At 70.5% G+C, this 20,767-nt stretch carries 1 protein-coding gene; it reads left to right on the top strand.

Translation table 11 applies throughout. From position 1 onward, the window contains the following. The coding region (locus tag ON29_RS24970) for a non-ribosomal peptide synthetase (RefSeq protein WP_040870032.1) at window positions 1-20,729 on the top strand (20,729 nt) is incomplete at its 5' end. Window positions 20,730-20,767 lie beyond the last annotated feature (38 nt).

Below are 20,767 nucleotides of genomic sequence, written 5' to 3'. Positions count from 1 at the left end.
AGGCGTTGCCGCCGAAGCCCGCGCATCGTTTGCGGGAGTTGACCGGTGCCGCCCTGCACAACCTTTACGGCCCTACGGAAGCGGCGGTTGACGTCACTTTCCATGAGGTCGTCGATGCTGACATCGAGTCGGTGCCGATCGGTGCTCCGGTGTTCAACACGCAGGTGTTCGTGCTGGATGGGCGTCTGCGTCCGGTGCCGGTGGGTGTCGCGGGTGAGTTGTATCTGGCGGGTGCCCAGCTCGCGCGGGGTTATGTCGCGCGTCCGGATCTGACCAGTGACCGGTTCGTCGCCAATCCCTACGGGGAGCCTGGTGTGCGGATGTATCGCACGGGTGACTTGGTGGCGTGGACCGAGCACGGTGAACTGGAGTATTTGGGCCGTACGGACTTCCAGGTGAAGTTGCGTGGTCTGCGTATCGAGTTGGGTGAGATCGAGCAGGCGCTGACCGGCCTCGAGGAAGTCGCACAGGCGGTAGTCGTGGTGCGCTCGGACGCGCACGCGGGCGACCAGCTCGTCGCGTACGTCATCCCCGCGCCGGATGCCGCGCTGGACACCGACCTGGTCCGCGAGGACCTGGCGCGGCAGTTGCCCGCCTACATGGTGCCGTCGGTCGTGATCGTGCTGGAGGAGTTCCCGCTCAACGCCTCCGGCAAGCTGGACCGCAAGGCGCTGCCCGCGCCGGTGTTCGAGGCCGCGGTGTTCCGCGCCCCCACCACGCCGGTCGAGGAAATCGTCGCCGCGACCTTCGCCGACGTGCTCGGCTTGGAGCGGGTCGGCCTGGACGACGATTTCTTCGCCCTCGGCGGCAACTCGCTGTCGGCCACCCAGGTCGCCGCGAGGCTGTCGGCCGCGCTGGACACCGACCTCGGCGTGCGCGAACTGTTCGAGGCCTCCACCGTGGTCGCGCTGGCGGCGCGCGCGGAGACCAAGGCGGGCGTGGGCGGCCGTGCGCCGCTGGCGCCGCAGCAGCGACCGGAGCTGGTCCCGCTGTCGCTGGCTCAGCAGCGCATGTGGTTCCTCAACCGCTTCGACCCCGACTCGGCGGTGGACAACATCCCGGCCGCGGTGCGGCTGTCCGGCCTCCTCGACCGGCAGGCGTTGCAGATCGCCGTCGCCGATGTACTGGCCCGCCACGAGTCGCTGCGCACGTTCTACCCCGAGGTGGACGGCGCGGCGCGTCAGCAGACCGTGGCCACCGCGAAGGTCATCCCCGACCTCACGCCGGTCGACGTCACCGAAGCCGAACTGCCCGAGCAGCTCGCGCGGCTGATCGGCACGGCCTTCGACGTCACCGCCGAGGTGCCGTTCCGCGCCCGGCTGTTCGAGATCAGCCCCACCGAGCACGTGCTCGCCCTGGTGGTGCACCACATCTCGGCCGACGGTTTCTCCATGGGCCCGCTGACCAGGGACGTGATGACCGCCTACGGCGCCCGCGTCGACGGCGGCGAGCCCGCCTGGCGTCCGCTGGAGGTGCAGTACGCCGACTTCGCGCTGTGGCAGCGCCAGGTGCTCGGCGCCGAGGACGACCCGAGTTCGGTGATCTCCGAGCAGATCTCGTTCTGGTCGGACACGCTGCGCGGGCTGCCCGAGCAGCTGGACCTGCCCGCCGACCGGCCGCGCCCCGCGATCGCCTCCGGCCGCGGCGCCACGCACGTCTTCGAGATCGACGCCCAGACCCACGCCCAGCTCACCGAACTCGCCCGTACCAGGGGAGCGACGCTGTTCATGGTCGCGCACACCGCGCTGGCCGTGCTGCTGGCGCGGCTGTCCGGCGAGGACGACATCGCGATCGGCACGCCGGTCGCCGGTCGTGGCGAGCGCGCGCTCGACGACCTGATCGGCATGTTCGTCAACACCCTGGTGTTGCGGACCCCGATCGAGTCCGGCGCGACGTTCACCGAGCTGCTGCGTTCGGTGCGCGCCACCGACATCGCCGCGTTCGGGCACGCCGACCTGCCGTTCGAGCGGCTGGTGGAGATCCTGAACCCGGCGCGTTCGCAGGCGCGCCACCCGCTGTTCCAGGTGATGCTGTCGTTCCAGAACACCGGCCAGAACAGCCTGGAGCTGCCCGGTCTGACGGTGAGCGGTGTCGACCTGCCGATCGACGTCGCCAAGTTCGATCTGCAATTGGTGCTGTCCGAACGCGACGCCGAAACCGCCGGCGGCACCGGCGCGGGCATCGCCGCCGAGCTGATCTACGCCACCGACCTGTTCGACCCGGCCACCATGGCCGAGTTCGGCCGCCGCTTCGGCCGGTTGCTGAAGGCCGTCGCCGCCGAACCGGACCGGCCGATCGGCGACATCGCGCTGCTGGACGAGCAGGAGACCGCGCAGGCGCTGCGCGGCTGGAACGACACCGCCCGCGACCTCGGCCCGGCGACCACGCTGGTCGAGGAGTTCGCCGCGCAGGCCGCGGCCACGCCGGACGCGGTCGCCGTGGTCGACCCGGCCACCGGAACGGTTCTGGCCTACGCCGAATTCGCCGCCCGGGTGCGGCAGTTGGCGCGCCGCCTCATCGAGGCGGGCGTCGGCCCGGAGACGCTGGTCGCCCTGGGCATGCGCCGCTCGGTGGACCTGGTCGTGGCCGCCTACGCGGTGCACGCCGCGGGCGGCGGTTACGTGCCGCTGGATCTGGACCAGCCCGCCGACCGCGTGCACTACGTGCTCGACTCGGCCGACCCGGTCTGCGTGCTGACCACCGCGCGCGACGCGTTCGACGGCGCGGGCCGCGCGACGCTGAACATCGACGAGCTGGACCTGTCCGGCTACCCGGACGCACCCGTCACCGACGCCGAGCGCATCGCGCCGCTGCGCCCGCAGCACCCGGCGTACGTGATCTTCACCTCGGGTTCGACCGGACGTCCGAAGGGCGTCGCCGTGCCGCATTCGGCGGTCGTCAACCAGATCCGCTGGATCACCGGCGAATACGGCATCGGCTCGGGCGACGTGGTGCTGTTCAAGACCCCCGCCACCTTCGATGTGTCGGTGTGGGAGCTGTTCGGCCCGCTGAGCACCGGCGGGCGCATCGTGGTGGCGAGCCCGGACGGACACCGCGACCCGCAGTACCTCGCCGAGGTGATCGCGGCGGAGCGGGTCACCATGACCTCGTTCGTGCCGTCCATGCTGAGCGTCTTCGCGGCCGGGATCGACCCGGCCGACGCCGACGCGCTCGCCTCGCTGCGGACGCTGTTCGTCGCCGGTGAGGCGTTCACAGCCGACGCGGTCGTCGCCATCCGGCGGGTGAGCGACGCCGCGCTGTACAACCTGTACGGCCCCACCGAGTTCACGGTGCACGCCACCCACGGACCCGTCGCCGACGAGGTGGACGGCGCTGTGCCGATCGGCCTTCCGGTGTGGAACGCGCAGGCGTACGTGCTGGACGCGCGCCTGCACCCGGTGCCGCCGAACGTCGCGGGTGAGCTGTACCTCGCGGGTGATCAGCTGGCGCGCGGCTACTTCGGTCGCGCGGATCTGACCGCCGACCGGTTCGTGGCCAACCCGTACGGGGAGCCCGGCGCGCGGATGTACCGCACCGGCGACTTGGTGACCCGGGACGCCACCGGCGCCATCGAATACCTGGGCCGCACCGACTTCCAGGTGAAGCTGCGCGGTCTGCGCATCGAACTCGGCGAGATCGAGACCGCGCTGACCGCCCACGAATCGGTCGCGCAGTCGGTCGCGCTGGTGCGCTCCGACGCGCGCACCGGCGATCAGCTGGTGGGTTACGTGGTGCCCGCGAACGGTGCCACGGTGGATGTCGAGGCGTTGCGGGCGCACCTGTCCGCGCACTTGCCGTCGTACATGGTGCCCGCCGCGATCGTCGTGCTCGACGCGATGCCGCTGAACCCGAACGGCAAGCTGGATCGGCGCGCGCTGCCCGAGCCCGTCTTCGAGGCACGGGAATTCCGCGCTCCGTCGACTCCGGTGGAGGAGATCGTCGCCGACGTCTTCGCCGAGGTGCTGGGCCTGACGCAGGCCGGCGCCGAACGCGCGGTCGGCCTGGACGACGACTTCTTCGATCTGGGCGGCAACTCGCTGGTCGCCACCCAGGTGGTGGCCAGGCTCGGCGCCGCGCTGGACACCCGGATCCCGGTCCGCACCCTGTTCGAGGCGCCGACCGTGGCCGCGCTGGCGGCCCGGGTGGAGACCCACCAGGGCACCGGACGCCGCCGCGAGCTCGTCGCGGGCCCGCGCCCGTCCAAGATCCCGCTGTCGCTGGCTCAGCAGCGCATGTGGTTCCTGAACCGTTTCGACAACCAGACCGCGGTGAACAACATCCCGCTCGCGGTCCGGCTCACCGGAACGCTGGACACCGAGGCGCTGCGCCAGGCCGTCGCCGACGTGGTCGACCGGCACGAGGTGCTGCGCACCGTCTACCCGGAGACCGCCGACGGCCAGGGCGTGCAGGTGGTACTGCCCGCCGGGCACAACGCCATCGATCTCGCCCCGATCGAGGTGTCCGAGGCCGAGATCTCCGACCGGATCAGCGAACTGGTGCTGACCGGCTTCGACGTCACCGCCGAGGTCCCGGTGCGTGCCGCGCTGTTCCGCATCGCGGGCTCGATGGACGGCTCGCAGCCCGACACCCACGTGCTGGTGTTCGTGGTGCACCACATCTCCGGTGACGGCTGGTCGGTGCGTCCGCTGGCGCGCGACGTGATGGTGGCCTACTCCGCGCGTTCGCGCGGCGAGGCGCCCGCCTGGGCTCCGCTGCCGGTGCAGTACGCCGACTACGCGCTGTGGCAGCGCGAGACGCTGGGCGCCGAAGGCGATCCCGCGTCGCTGATCGCCCAGCAGGTCGCGTTCTGGTCCGACACCCTGGCCGGACTGCCGGATCAGCTGGACCTGCCGTCGGACCGCTCGCGTCCCGCGGTGGCGTCCAACCGCGGTGGCGTGTACGAGTTCTCGCTCGACGCGCAGCTGTTGCGCGAGCTGAACGCGCTGGCCCGCGCGAACGGCGCCAGCCTGTTCATGGTGGTGCACGCGGCGTTCGCCGCCCTGCTGGCCCGGTTGTCCGGCAGCGACGACATCGCCATCGGCACCGCGGTCGCGGGCCGCGGTGAAGCGGTGCTCGACGACGCGATCGGCATGTTCGTCAACACTCTGGTGCTGCGCAGCGCGGTCGATCCCGGGAAACCGTTCACCGAACTGCTGGCGCGCACCAAGGACACCGACCTCGCGGCGTTCGCACACGCGGACCTGCCGTTCGAGCGGCTGGTGGAGATCCTGAACCCGGCGCGCTCGCAGGCGCGCCACCCGCTGTTCCAGGTGATGCTGTCGTTCCAGAACACCGGGGAGGCCACCTTCGAGCTGCCCGGCCTGGAAGTGGCCGGTGTTCCGCTGGACGTGGTGACCGCCAAGTTCGACCTGCACCTCAACCTGGCCGACCGGTTCGACGCCGGGGGCGCCGCTGACGGCATGACCGCCGAATTCGCCTACGCGACCGACATGTTCGACGCCGACACCATCGCCGGTGTCGCGTCGCGGCTGGTGCGGATGCTGACCGCGATCGCCGGGGACGCGTCGGTGACCATCGGCGACGTCGAGTTGCTCGACAGCGTCGAGCGCACCGAGGTGCTGGAGCGGTGGAACGACACCGCGCATCCGGTGGACCCGGCGGCCACGCTGGTGTCGATGTTCGCCGCGCAACTGGCGCGGACCCCGGACGCGCCCGCGGTGACGTTCGAGGGGACGACTCTGTCCTACGCCGAGTTCGCCGCCAGGGTGAACCGCCTTGCCCGCCACTTGATCGAGCTGGGCGTCGGCCCCGATTCGATGGTCGCGCTCGGCATGCGCCGCTCGATCGACCTCGTGGTCGGCATGTACGCGGTGAGCGTCGCCGGTGGCGCGTACGTGCCGCTGGACCCGGACCACCCGGCCGACCGCACCCGCTACGTGCTCGACACCGCGCAGCCGGTGTGCGTGCTCACCACCTCGCGCGACGGTTTCGACGCGGGCACGACCCCGGCAGTCGAGATCGATGTGGTCTCGCTGGCGGGATACTCCGACGAGCCGCTGATCGACGCCGATCGCCGTGCGCCGTTGCGTCCGTCGAACACCGCGTACGTGATCTTCACCTCCGGTTCGACCGGCCGCCCGAAGGGTGTGGCGGTCTCGCACGCCGCGATCGTCAACCGCCTGGTGTGGATGCAGGACGAGTACGGCCTGGACGACACCGACGTGGTGTTGCAGAAGACCCCGGCCACCTTCGACGTGTCGGTGTGGGAGTTCTTCTGGCCCTTGCAGGTCGGCGCCCGCCTCGTGGTGGCCAAGCCCGACGGTCATCGCGACCCGGCCTACCTCGTGCAGGTCATCACCGGCGAGCAGGTCACCACGGCGCACTTCGTGCCGTCCATGCTGTCGGTGTTCGTGGCCGAGGAACGCGCCGACGAATGCACCAGCCTGCGCACTGTCTTCGCCTCCGGTGAGGCGCTGCCCGCCGCCACCGCGCAGCGGATGCAGGAACTCACCGGCGCGCGGCTGCACAACCTGTACGGCCCGACCGAGGCCGCGGTCGATGTCACCTTCCACGAGGTGACCGAGGACGACACGGTGTCGGTGCCGATCGGCGCCCCGGTGTTCAACACCCAGGTGTACGTGCTGGATTCGCGGCTGCACCCGGTGCCGGTGGGCGTCGCGGGTGAGCTGTACCTCGCGGGCGTGCAACTGGCCCGCGGCTATGTCGCGCGTCCGGATCTGACCTCCGACCGCTTCGTGGCCAACCCGTTCGGCGACGGCGAGCGGATGTACCGCACCGGCGACCTGGTGTCCTGGACGGACAAGGGCGAGCTGGAGTACCTGGGCCGCACCGACTTCCAGGTGAAGCTGCGCGGTCTGCGCATCGAACTCGGCGAGATCGAGTCGGCGCTCACGGCCCTGGAATCGATCGCCCAGGCCGTGGTCGTGGTGCGCTCGGACGATCGGCTCGGCGACCAGCTGGTCGCGTACGTCATCGCGACCGCCGGTCGTTCGGTGGACATCGAGGGCGTGCGCGCGGAACTCGGCGGCGAGTTGCCCGCCTACATGGTGCCCTCGGCGTTCGTCGTGCTGGAGGAGTTCCCGCTGAACGCCTCCGGCAAGCTGGACCGCAAGGCGCTGCCCGCGCCGGTGTTCGAGGCCAAGGTGTTCCGGGCCCCGTCCACCCCGATCGAGGAGATCGTGGCGGGCACCTTCGGCGACGTGCTCGGCGTCGCGCGGGTCGGCCTGGACGACGACTTCTTCGAACTCGGCGGCAACTCGCTGCTGGCCACCCAGGTGACCGCGCGGCTGGGCGCCGCGCTGGACACCAAGCTCGCGGTGCGCGACCTGTTCGAGGCGTCCACCGTGCAGGCGCTGGCCACCCGGGTGGAGCACAACGCCGGGTCCGGCCGGGACCGGCCGCGCCTGGAGGCGGGGGAGCGCCCGGCGCGCATCCCGCTGTCGCCCGCTCAGCAGCGGTACTGGTTCCTCAACCAGTTCGACACGGCGACCTCGGCGGTGGACAACATCCCGCTGGCCGTCCGGCTGTCCGGCACGCTCGACGTGGCCGCGCTGGAGCAGGCCATCGGCGACGTGTTCGCCCGCCACGAGGTGCTGCGCACCACCTACCCGCGGTCGGCGGACGGGCCGCACCAGGTGATCCGTCCGGCGGACCGGTCGGCGGCGGCGCTCACCCCGATCGACGTGGCCGAGGAGGATCTGCTCGGCGCGGTCATCGGCTTCGCGCTGACCACCTTCGATGTCACCGTCGAGGTGCCGTTGGCGGTGGCGCTGTTCCGGATTGCCGACGATGAGCATGTGCTGGCGTTCACCGTGCACCACGTCGCGGCCGACGGTTCGTCGATGGGCCCGCTGGCCCGTGACGTGATGGCCGCCTACGTAGCCCGCGTGCAGGGCGAGGCGCCGCAGTGGCAGCCGCTTCCGGTGCAGTACGCCGACTACGCGCTGTGGCAGCGCGCGGTGCTCGGATCCGAGGACGATCCGGAATCGCTGGCCGCCCGTCAGGTGGCGTACTGGACCACGGCACTGGCCGACCTGCCCGATCAGCTGGAGCTGCCCGCCGACCGGCCGCGCCCGCCCGCGCAGTCGTTCCAGGGCAAGGCGATCCGCTTCGAGATCGACCCGCAGCGGCACGCCCGCCTGCACGAGCTGGCGCGCGCGCACAACGCGTCGCTGTTCATGGTGGTGCACGCGGCGCTGGCGGTGCTGCTGTCACGGCTGTCGGGCACCGACGACATCGCCGTGGGCACCCCGATCGCCGGTCGTGGCGAACGCGAACTCGACGATCTGATCGGCATGTTCGTCAACACCCTGGTGTTCCGCACCCGGGTGCGGCCCGCCGAGCGCTTCGCCGATCTGCTCGGCGACGTGAAGGAACGCGACCTGGAGGCGTTCGCCAACGCCGACGTGCCGTTCGAGCGTCTCGTCGAGGTGCTCAACCCGGTGCGCTCCACCGCGCGCAACCCGCTGTTCCAGGTGGGCCTGTCGTTCCAGAACCTGGCCGAGACCACCTTCGAGCTGCCCGGGCTCACCGTGAGCGCGGTCAACTTCGACTCGCAGCTGGCCAAGACCGACCTGCACGTCACGCTCTACGACCGGTACGCCGAGGACGGCACGCCCGCCGAGATCATCACCGAATTCGGTTACGCCACCGACCTGTTCGACGAGAACACGGTTCAGGGCTTCGCCGACCGGTTCCTGCGGGTGCTCGATGCCGTGCTGACCGACGCCACCGTGCGGGTGGGCGAGATCGATCTGCTCGCGTCCGAGGAGAGCGAGCGCATCCTCACGGCCTGGAACGCCACCGAATACGACCTCGACGCTCTGCTCGCCGCGCGTTCCGCGGGCTCCACGCGCACCGCGACGCTGGTGTCGCTGCTGGACGCCACGGTGGCGGCGACGCCCGCGGCCGTCGCGCTGGTCGCCGACGAGCCCACCGGCCGCAGGGAGCTGACCTACGCGGGGCTGGACGCGCGGGTCAACCGCCTGGCCCGGTACCTGATCGGCCGTGGCGTCGGCCCGGAGGACCGCGTCGCGCTGGCCATCCGCCGCAGCAGCGATCTCGTGGTCGCGATGTACGCGGTCGCGAAGGCCGGTGCCGCGTACGTGCCGATCGATCCGGACCAGCCTGCGGAGCGGACCGATTACATCCTCGGCACCGCCGCGCCGGTGTGCGTGCTGACCACCGGCCGGGACGGCTTCCACACCGCCGCGGCCGACGTCGTGCCGATCGACGCGCTCGACCTCACCGAGTACACGGCCGCTCCGGTGACCGCCGACGAGCGCACCGGTGCGCTGACCCCGGCGAACACCGCGTACGTGATCTTCACCTCGGGTTCGACCGGCCAGCCGAAGGGTGTCGCGGTCCCGCACGCCGCGACCGTCAATCAGTTGCAGTGGGAGACCTCTGTCTTCGAGCTGGGCGCCGAGGACGCGGTGCTGCTGAAGACGGCGGCCACCTTCGACCTCTCGGTCTGGGAGTTCTGGTCGGCCGCGGTTTCCGGTGGCCGCCTGGTGATCTCGGCCGCCGACGGGCACCGCGATCCGGCCTACCTGAACGAACTGATGCGCGCCACCGGCGTCACCACCCTGCACGTGGTGCCGTCCATGCTGGACGCGTTGCTCACCGAATCCGGTGGCCGCCTGTCGGACTCGCTGCGCCGGGTGCTGGCCATCGGTGAGGCGCTGCCCGCCGCCACCGCCCAGCGGTTGCGCAGGCACAACGCCGCCGAACTGCACAACCTCTACGGTCCGACCGAGGCGGCGGTGTCGATCACCAGCCACCTGGTCACCGATGCCGACGAGGCGTCGGTGTCGATCGGCGCGCCGGAGTGGAACAGCCGGGTCTACGTGCTCGACTCCCGCTTGCGGCCGGTGCCGGTGGGCGTCTCGGGTGAGCTGTATCTGGCCGGTGCGCAGCTGGCGCGCGGCTACTTCGGCCGTCCCGATCTGACCGCCGACCGGTTCGTCGCCGACCCGTTCGGCGCGTCGGGCGACCGGATGTACCGCACCGGCGACCTGGTGGCCTGGAACGCCACCGGCGAGCTGGACTACCGGGGCCGCACCGACTTCCAGGTGAAGATCCGCGGTTTCCGCATCGAACTCGGCGAGATCGAGGCCGCGCTGCTGCGGCAGGACGCGGTGAGCGCGGCGGCCGTCGTCGCGCACAACGATCCGAGCATCGGCGACCGGCTGGTCGCCTATGTGGTGCCCCGGACGGGCGCGCTCGACAAGCGCGCGCTGCAATCCGCGCTGTCGGCGGAGCTGCCGTCGTACATGGTGCCGTCGATGCTGATCGAGCTGGACGCGTTGCCGCTCAACGCCAACGGCAAACTGGACCGCAAGGCGCTGCCGCGGCCCACCTTCGAGAAGGCGGTGTTCCGCGCGCCGGTCACGCCGATCGAGCAGATCGTGGCGAACACCTTCGCCGAAGTGCTGCGGATCTCCGACCGCGACGGTGAGTCCAAGCGGCTCGGCCTCGACGACGACTTCTTCGCCTGGGGCGGCAACTCGCTGCTGGCCACGCAGGTCGCCGCCCGGCTGGGCGAGGCGCTCAACACCCGGGTGCCGGTGCGCCTGCTGTTCGAGGCGTCCACCGTGGCCGCGCTGGCGGTGCGGGTGGAGCAGCACGCCGACATGGGCGGTCGCCGCGCACTGACCGCGGGCCCGCGGCCGGAGCACATTCCGCTGTCGCTGGCGCAGCAGCGCATGTGGTTCCTCAACCGGTTCGACACCGCCTCGGCGGCCTACAACGTGCCGATCGCGGTGCGGCTGTCCGGCGCGCTGGACGTGGCCGCGCTGCGTGCCGCCATCGCGGACCTGGTGAGCCGCCACGAGATCCTGCGGACGGTCTACCCGCAGACCGAGTCGGGCCCGGTGCAGGTCATCCTGCCGCCCGCCCAGGCCGCGCCGCGCCTCGAGGTGCGGGTGGTCGCGCCGTCGCAGATCGAGTCCGCCGTGGTGGCGCTGACCTCGACGATCTTCGACGTCACCACCGAGGTGCCGATGAAGGTCGCGCTGTTCCAGATCGCCGGAGAGGGCACCCACGCCGGGCCGGACGGGTCGGTGGACTACGTGCTGGCCATGGTCGTGCACCACATCTCCGGTGACGGCTCCTCGGTCGGCCCGCTGACCAGGGACCTGATGATCGCTTACGCCGCGCGCGCGGCGGGCGAGGCGCCGAACTGGGCGCCGCTGGAGGTCCAGTACGCGGACTACAGCATCTGGCAGCGTGAACTGCTCGGTGACGAGGACGATCCGGAATCGCTGGCCGCCAAGCAGGTCGCCTACTGGCGCCAGGCGCTGGCCGAGCTGCCCGATCAGCTGGACCTGCCCTCGGACCGGCCGCGTCCGGCGGTGCAGTCCTTCGCAGGCGGCAAGGTCGAGCTGCGGGTGGACGCGCAGACCCATCAGGCGCTCATCGAGCTGGCCCGTACGGAGGGCGCGACGCTGTTCATGGTCGTGCACACCGCGCTGGCCGTGCTGCTGGCCCGGCTGTCGGGCACCGACGACATCGCGATCGGCACGCCGATGGCGGGCCGTGGCGAAGCCGCGCTCGACGACCTGATCGGCATGTTCGTCAACACCCTGGTGTTCCGGACCCGGGTCGAGGCGGGCGAGGCGTTCACCGACCTGCTGGCCCGTCAGCGCGAGACCGACATCCAGGCGTTCGCCAACGCCGACGTGCCGTTCGAGCGCCTGGTCGAGGTGCTCAACCCGGTGCGTTCGACCGCCCGGCACCCGCTGTTCCAGGTGGGTCTGTCGTTCCAGAACCTGGCGCAGTCCGCGCTGGAACTGCCCGGCCTGAGCGTGTCCGGCCTGGACATCGACACCGAGCTGTCCCAGTTCGACCTGCACCTCATCGCGACCGACCGCTACGACGACGCGGGCGCTCCCGAGGGCATCACCGGGTTCTTCACCTACGCGACCGACATGTTCGATCGCGCGACGGTGCAGGGCTTCGTGGACCGGTTCGCGCGCCTGCTCGGCGAGATCGTCGCCGCCCCGCGCACTCCGGTCGGCGACCTCGACCTGCTCGACGCCACCGAGCGGACCCGGCTGCTCACCGCGCGCAACGCGACCGAGCAGGCGGTGGACGCCTCGGCCACGCTGGTGTCCCTGCTGGACGCCACGGTGGCGGCCGGGCCGAAGGAAGTCGCGCTCGTCACCGAGGACGGCGAGTCGATCACCTACGGCGCGCTCGACGCCCGGGTGAACCGCGTTGCGCGGCATCTGATCTCGTTGGGTGTGGGTCCGGAGTCGCGTGTTGCTCTGGCGTTGCGTCGGTCGGTGGATCTGATCGTGGCGATGTATGCGGTGGCGAAGTCCGGTGGTGCGTATGTGCCGGTGGATCCGGATCAGGCCGCTGAGCGTACGAGTTACATTCTGGAGACGGCGGCTCCGGTGTGTGTGTTGAGCAACGCTGATGCGGAGTTCGATACCGATGTCGCGCCGGTGGTGCGTATCGATGAGCTGGATTTGTCGGGTGTGGATGCGAAGCCGGTCACGGATGCTGATCGGGTTGGGCCGTTGCGTGCGGAGAACACGGCGTACGTCATCTTCACGTCTGGTTCGACGGGTCGTCCTAAGGGTGTTGCTGTTCCGCACGGTGCGATCGCGAATCAGTTGCAGTGGAAGAGTGTCGAGTTCGGTCTCGATGCGGCTGATGCGATTTTGTTGAAGACGGCGGCGACGTTCGACTTGTCGGTGTGGGAGTTCTGGTCGGCGGCGGTGTGTGGTGGCCGTTTGGTCATCGCTTCGCCGGATGGTCATCGGGATCCGGCGTATCTGAACGAGTTGATGGCACGCGAGTGGGTCACCACGTTGCATGTGGTGCCGTCGATGCTGGACGCGCTGCTGACGGCCGGTATGCCGAACTCGCTGTGGCGGGTGCTGGCGATCGGTGAGGCTCTGCCGGGTTCGGTGGCGCAGCGGTTCTTGCGCCAGAATCCCCGCACCGAGTTGTTCAATCTTTATGGGCCGACCGAGGCGGCGGTGTCCATCACCAGCCACCGCGTCACCCTCGCCGACGAGACCTCGGTGTCGATCGGTGCGCCCGAATGGAACAGCCGGGTCTACGTCCTCGACGGCCGCTTGCGGCCCGTGCCGGACGGCGTCTCCGGTGAGTTGTACCTCGCTGGTGCGCAGTTGGCGCGTGGTTACTTCGGTCGCGCCGATCTCACGGCGGACCGGTTCGTGGCCAACCCGTTCGAGTCGGGAACCCGGATGTATCGCACGGGTGACCTGGTCGCCTGGAACGGTCGCGGTGAACTCGAGTATCGGGGTCGTACGGACTTCCAGGTGAAGATCCGTGGTTTCCGTATCGAGTTGGGTGAGATCGAGGCCGCGCTGCTCGCGCTGCCGGAGATCGCCCAGACGGCGGTGATCGCGAAGTCCGATCCGAAAACTGGTGACCGTTTGGTGGCCTACCTGGTGGGCAGCGATGCCGAAGCCGGTGTCGATGTGGCGCGGGTGAAGTCGGAGCTCACCGCCGGATTGCCGTCGTACATGGTGCCCTCGGCGTTCGTGGTGCTGGATGCTCTGCCGTTGAACGTCAACGGCAAGCTGGATCGCAAGGCGTTGCCGGAGCCGGAGTTCGAGGTTCAGGCATTCCGTGCGCCGTCGACTCCGATCGAGGAGATCGTGGCGTCGGTGTACGCCGAGGTCCTCGGTGTCGAGCGTGTCGGTGCCGATGACGACTTCTTCGCACTCGGTGGTAACTCGTTGTTGGCGACGCAGGTCGCGGCGCGTATCGGCGCGGCGTTGGATGCTCGTGTTCCGGTGCGTGTGCTGTTCGAGGCCTCCACCGTGGCCGGACTCGCCGCCAAGGCCGAGCAGCACGCGGGTGCCGGTGGCCGTCGCGAGCTGGTGGCCGGGCCGCGTCCGGAGCGGATTCCGCTGTCGCTGGCGCAGCAGCGCATGTGGTTCCTCAACCAGTTCGACACCGCCTCGGCGGTGAACAACATCCCGGTGGCCGTGCGGCTCACCGGCGAACTGGACGTCGAAGCGCTGCAACTGGCGGTCGGGGATGTGGTGAGCAGGCACGAGACGCTGCGCACCGTCTATCCCGAACAGGACGGCACCGCGCATCAGGTGATCGTGCCCGCCGAACGGGCCGTGCCGAACCTGACGCCGGAAGCGGTCTCGGCCGGGGACATCCGGCACCGGATCATCGAGGTGATCTCCGCCGGATTCGACGTCACCACCGAGGTTCCGTTGCGGGCCAAGCTGTTCCGCGTGACGGACGCGGAATCCGACACGTCGTACGTCCTCGTGTTCGTCGCGCACCACATCAGCGCGGACGGCTGGTCGATGGGTCCGCTGACCCGCGACGTGATGCTGGCCTACGCGGCCCGCTCGGCCGGGGTGGAACCGGGCTGGGCGCCGCTGCCGGTGCAGTACGCCGATTTCAGCCTGTGGCAGCGCGACGTGCTCGGCTCCGAGACCGACCCCGACAGCCTGATCTCGCAGCAGGCCGAATACTGGCGCACCGCGCTGGCCGGGCTGCCCGACGAGCTCAACCTGCCCGCCGACCGGCCGCGTCCGACGACGCAGTCGTTCGCCGGTGGACGCGTGGTGTTCCCGATCTCCGGCGAGTTGCACCGCATGCTCACCGAGATCGCCAGACAGCAGAACGCGACGCTGTTCATGGTCGTGCACGCCGCGCTCGCGCTGTTCCTCGCGCGGATGTCCGGCACCGACGACATCGCCGTCGGCACGCCCATCGCGGGCCGTGGCGAAGCCGAGCTCGACGACGTGATCGGCATGTTCGTCAACACCCTGGTGCTGCGCTCGCACGTGGACGGCGATCTCACCTTCGACCAGTTCCTGACCCGCACCAAGGACGCCGACCTCCAGGCGTTCGCGCACGCGGACCTGCCCTTCGAGCGGCTGGTGGAACTGCTCAACCCCGAGCGCTCCACCGCCCGTCACCCGCTGTTCCAGGTGGCGCTGTCGTTCGAGAACCTGCCCGAGAGCAGCTTCGAGCTGCCCGGACTGCACGTGGGCGCGGTCGATTTCGACGTCGACACCGCCAAGTTCGACCTGTCGCTGACCATCCGCGAGGCAGGGGAGAACCCCGACGACGCGGGCATGTACGCGGAGTTCTCCTTCGCGCGCGACCTGTTCGACGACGAGACGGTGCGGGTGTTCGCCGAGCGCTTCACCAGGCTGCTCACCGCGATCACCACCGATCGCGAGACCCCGATCGGTGATCTGCCGCTGCTGGACACGGCCGAGTTCCACCTGCTCACGCACGTGCAGGGCGAGGACGTCATGGCCACCGGCCTGCTGCCGGACCTGCTGCAGTACGGCGCGCGGCTGGACCCGGAGCAGATCGCGGTGCGCTACCAGGGCCGCTCGATCACCTACCGCGAACTCGACGAGTACTCCTCGCGCCTGGCGCGGGTGCTCATCTCGCGCGGTGTGGGACCGGAGCGCATCGTGGCGCTGTCGTTCCCGCGTTCCTACGAGATGGTCGCCGCGTTCTGGGCGGTGGCGAAGGCCGGCGGCGCGCACGTGCCGGTGGACCCGACCTACCCCGAAGACCGCATGCGGCACATGGTCAACGACTCCGGCGCCGTCATCGGCATCACCGCGAGCGAGTACGTCGACCGGTTGCCGCGCGACGTGGAGTGGCTGCGGATCGATGACCCGGCTCTCGGTGAGCTGATCGAGAACCAGTCCGCCGAGCAGGTCACCGACGCCGACCGGATCTCCTCGCTGGCCATGCGCCACCCGGCGTACGTCATCTACACCTCCGGTTCGACCGGTATGCCCAAGGGCGTCACCGTGACCCACGCGGGCATGGGCGGACTGGTCGGCGTCGCGGCGGATCTGTACCAGCTGGAATCGCACCACCGGTTCCTGCACATCTGCTCGCCGAGCTTCGACCCGTCGGTGCTCGAATGGCTGTGCGCCGCCTACACCGGCGCGACGCTGGTGGTCGTGCCCTCGACCGTCATCGGCGGCCCCGATCTGGCGGAGCTGCTGCGCACCGAGCGGGTGAGCCACACGATCATCACCCCGGCGGTGCTCGGCACGGTCGATCCGGAAGGCATGGAGGCGCTCGAGGTGGCGTCGGTCGGCGGTGACGTCACCACGCCGGAACTGCTGGCCAAGTGGTGGCCGGGCCGCAAGTACTTCAACGCCTACGGCCCGACCGAGACGACGATCATCTCGTCCTACGCCCAGCTCACCCCGGGCAGGCACATCACCATCGGCCGTCCGGTGCGCGGCATGTCCGCGCTGGTGCTGGACAACCGGCTCAACCCGGTGCCCCCCGGCGTCGCGGGCGAGCTGTACCTGGCCGGTGGCGCGCTGGCGCGCGGCTACCACAACCGCCCCGACCTGACCGCGGAACGGTTCGTCGCCAACCCGTGGAGCGACGAGGGCGCGCGGATGTACCGCACCGGTGACGTGGTGCGCTGGTTCGCCGAACCCGGTGAGCGGGCGGGCAACGCCGCGCTGCCGTCGGTGCGCTGGGAGCTGGACTACGTGGGCCGCTCGGACTTCCAGGTGAAGATCCGCGGCTTCCGCATCGAGCTCGGCGAGATCGACACCGTGCTGGCAAGCAACGAAGACGTCGAGTACGCGATCACGATCGGCCGCAAGACCGAGGCGGGCGCGACGATTCTGGTGTCCTACGTGCTGGCCGCGCCCGGTCGCGAGATCGATACGGCCCGGTTGAGCGAGTACGCCTCGCGCATCCTGCCGCCGCACATGGTGCCGACGGCGATCGTGGTGATCGACGAGATCCCGCTGACCCCGGTCGGCAAGCTGGACCGCAAGGCGCTGCCCGAGCCGGAGCTGGCCCCGCGCGAATTCCGCGCGCCGGCCAGCGAGGTCGAGGCCGTCATCGCCGAGGTGTTCGCCGAGGTGCTCGGCGTCGAGCAGATCGGCTTGGACGACTCGTTCTTCGCACTCGGTGGCGACAGCATCCTGTCCATCCAGCTGGTCTCCCGGGCCAAGGCGCGCGGTGTGCAGTTCACTCCGCGTGACGTGTTCGAGCGGCGCAGCGTGGCCTCGCTGGCCGAGATCGCCGTGGTCGGCGCGGGCGCCGAGCAGGTGAAGCTGGAGGAGCTGCCCGGCGGCGGTGTCGGCGAGATCCCGCTGACCCCGATCATGCGGCAGATCCTCGCGAGCGGCTCGTCCTACCAGCGGTTCTCGCAGACGATGGCGCTGCGGCTGCCCGACGGCATCGACCGGGAGACCCTGGTAGCCACCATCGCGGCGGTGTTCGACCACCACGACGTGCTCCGGTCGCGGCTGCGCCGGACCGGCACGGACTGGACGTTCGAGGCGCTGCCGCACGGCGCGGTGGACGTCGACGCCCTGGTGCGCCGCGTGGACCTGGCGGCCGACGCCGACGAGGCCGAGTTGGCCCGGGTCGCCACCGAGGCGCTCGACGGGGCGATGGGCGGGCTCGATCCGGCGAATGCCGCGATGGCGCAGTTCGTCTGGTTCGCCTTCGAAGGCGATCGGCGCGATGTGCTGCTCATCGTCGCGCACCACTTCGTGGTCGACGGCGTGTCCTGGCGCATCCTGATCCCGGATCTGGCGGTCGCCTGGTCGCAGCTGGTCGCCGGTCAGCCGGTGACGTTGCCCGCCAACGGCACCTCGATGCGGCGCTGGGCGCACAGCCTGGTGGAGGCCGCGAGTTCGCCGGAGCGGGTCGCGGAACTGCCGTTCTGGCAGCAGGTCTCGGCCACTCCGGACCCGCTGCTGGGCGAGCGTCCGTTCGACCCGGCGGTGGACACGTTCGCCACCGTCGAGCGGGTCGAGGTCACCGTCCCCGCCGAGGTCACCGACGCGGTGCTCACCGCGATCCCGGGCCTGTACCGGGGCGGTGTGAACGACGGACTGCTCTCGGCGCTGGCCATGGCCGTCGTCCGCTGGCGCGGCGACGGCGCGGCGGGCCCGGACGTCACCACGCAGGGCCCCGCGGACGCCGCCATCGGGCACAGTGCGGCGCTGATCAAGCTCGAGGGCCACGGCCGTGAAGAGGACGTGGTGCCGGGCGCGGACCTGTCGCGCACCGTCGGCTGGTTCACCTCGGCCTACCCGGTCCGGCTCGATCTGTCCGGCGCCGACCTCACCGACGCGTTCGCCGGTGGCGCCGCGCTCGGCGAGATCGTGAAGTCGATCAAGGAGCAGTTGCTCGCGGTGCCCGACAAGGGCTTGGGCTACGGCCTGCTGCGGCAGCTGAATCCGGAGACCGCGGCGGGTCTGGGATCGTCCGGGCAGATCAGCTTCAACTACCTGGGCCGGATGTCGGCCGGGGAGATCCCCGAGCAGCTCGCCGAGATCGGCTGGGTGCCGGTAGCCGACCTGGGTCAGCTGGATGTCGACATGGACCTCGACATGCCCGCCAACGCGACGATCGATATCAACGCGATCGTCACCGACTCCGACGAGGGCCCCAGCCTGGGCGCGTCGTTCGCCTTCCCGACCGGCCTGCTGACCCGGGAACGGGTGCAGGAGTTCGCGCAGTTGTGGGTCGAGGCGCTCACCGCGCTGGCCGCGCACGCGCGCCGGCCGGACGCGGGTGGCTACACGCCGTCGGACATGCCGCTGGTGCGGGTGGGTCAGCAGGACATCGAGCAGTGGGAACGGACCTACCCGGCGCTGACCGAGGTGTGGCCGCTCTCGCCGCTTCAGTCGGGTCTGCTGTTCCACGCGATGATGACCCAGTCCACCGTGGACGTGTACACCATGCAGGCCGTGGTGGACCTGGGCGGCGCGCTGGACGTGGCACGCCTGCGCGCGGCGGCTCAGGGCATCGTCGACCGGTACCCGAACCTGCGCACCGCGTTCGTCACCGACAACGACGGACAGGCCGTGCAGGTGGTGCTGGATCGGGTCGAGGCGCCGTGGCGCGAAGTGGATCTCACCGAGCTGCCCGCCGACGAGCGGACCGCGGAGCTGCGCAGGCAGGTCGCGGCCGAGCAGGCGACGCACTTCGACATGGCCGTCCCGCCGCTGATCCGGTTCACGCTGCTGCGCAGCGACTCCGCGCAATGGCACCTGGCCATCACCACCCACCACATCCTGCTGGACGGCTGGTCGATGCCGCTGCTGATGCGGGACCTGCTGGTGCTGTACGCGGTGCGCGGCGACCAGACCGCGCTGCCTCGGGTGGCCTCCTACCGCAACTTCCTCGGCTGGCTGGCCGGGCGTGACCGGGACGCCTCGCTGCGTGCCTGGTCGGCGGCGCTGGAGGGCGTCAACGAACCGACCCAGCTCGCTCCGCAGCCGCGCGCCGCGGAGAACTACGAGATCGGCAAGGTGGTCACCGAGCTCGACGCCGACCGCACCCGCCGGATCACCAAGCACGCCGCCGAACTCGGCGTCACGGTGAACACGCTGGTGCAGGCCGCCTGGGGCATCCTGCTCGGACGTCTCACCGGACGCGGCGACGTGGTGTTCGGCGCGACGGTGTCCGGCCGCCCGGCCGAGCTGCCCGGTGTCGAGTCGATGGTGGGTCTGTTCATCAACACGCTGCCGGTGCGGCTGCGCATCGATGACCGCCAGACCATCGGCGAACTGCTGGCCCGGCTCCAGGGTGACCAGGCCGGTCTGCTCGAGCACCACTACGTGGGGCTCACCGACATCCAGCGGGTGGCGGGCACCGGGTCGCTGTTCGACACGCTGCTGGTGTTCGAGTCGTATCCGATGGACAAGGAGGCGATCTCGGCCGCCAGCTCGATCGACGGCATGTCGGTGACCGGTGTCGGCGTCAACGACGCCACGCACTACCCGATGACGCTGCTGGTGATCGCGGAGTCGACCATCGAGCTGACGCTGAAGTACCTGGGCAGCCGGTTCACCGCCGAAGAGGTCGAGACCCTCGCCGAGCGGCTGGTGCGGGTGCTGGAGGCGCTGCTCGGTGATCCGGACGCGCTGGTCGGCGACATCGACATCCTGGACGAAGGCGAACGGGCGCGGCTGCTGGCCGAATCCGGCATCACCGCAACGGCGTCCGCGCCGGAGCCGGTCGGCCGGGTCGGGGCGCGCACGGTGGCCAAGGTGCTCGCCGAGGTCGTGGAAGAGGACCCCGAAGCTCCCGCGCTGCTGGCCGGCGACGACGAGGTCGCCTACCACGTGCTGGATCGGCGTTCCTCCCAGCTGGCCCGGGTGCTCATCGATCGCGGCGCAGGACCGGGCGATGTCGTCGCGGTGACGCTGCCGCGTTCGGTGGATGCCGTGGTCGCGGCTTGGGCGGTCCAGAAGGCCGGTGCGGCATGCCTGTTCGCGGGCGATCTCACCGCCGAGCAGCTGACCGCGGCGGGCGCCGGATTCGGCCTCACCGCGCAACCGGTGGCCGACAGCGACATCCGCTGGGTGGCGCTCGCCGACGCTCAGGTGCGCCAGGACATCGCCGAGGCGGCCGCGCATCCGGTCTCCTACGCCGACCGGGTCCGCCCGCTCGGCGAGGAACACCCGGCTTTCGTCGTCGCCACGGCGGACGGGGCGGTCGCGATCACCCAGTCCGACGCGCTCGACGAAGCCGAACGGTTGCGCGAGGAACACGAGATCGACTTCGAGTCGACCACGTACACCACCGCGCTCTCCGGCCGCCCCGCGGTCCTGGAGTTCCTGACCTCCGCCACCGCGGGCGCCCTGTCCGTCGTCCCGACCGGCGACCTCGACACCGACCTCACCGAGGGCGAGGTCACCCACTGGTTCGCGGGCCCGGACGAATCGACCGACGCGGCCGGTGACGAGATCACCATCGTGATCGCGGAGTAGGACGCCACGGCTACTGCTGGTGTAGGGCACGGGGCAAG

Source organism: Nocardia exalbida NBRC 100660, assembly GCF_000308575.1.
GTDB classification, from domain to species: domain Bacteria; phylum Actinomycetota; class Actinomycetes; order Mycobacteriales; family Mycobacteriaceae; genus Nocardia; species Nocardia exalbida.
This window is presented reverse-complemented; position numbering and strand designations above follow the sequence as displayed.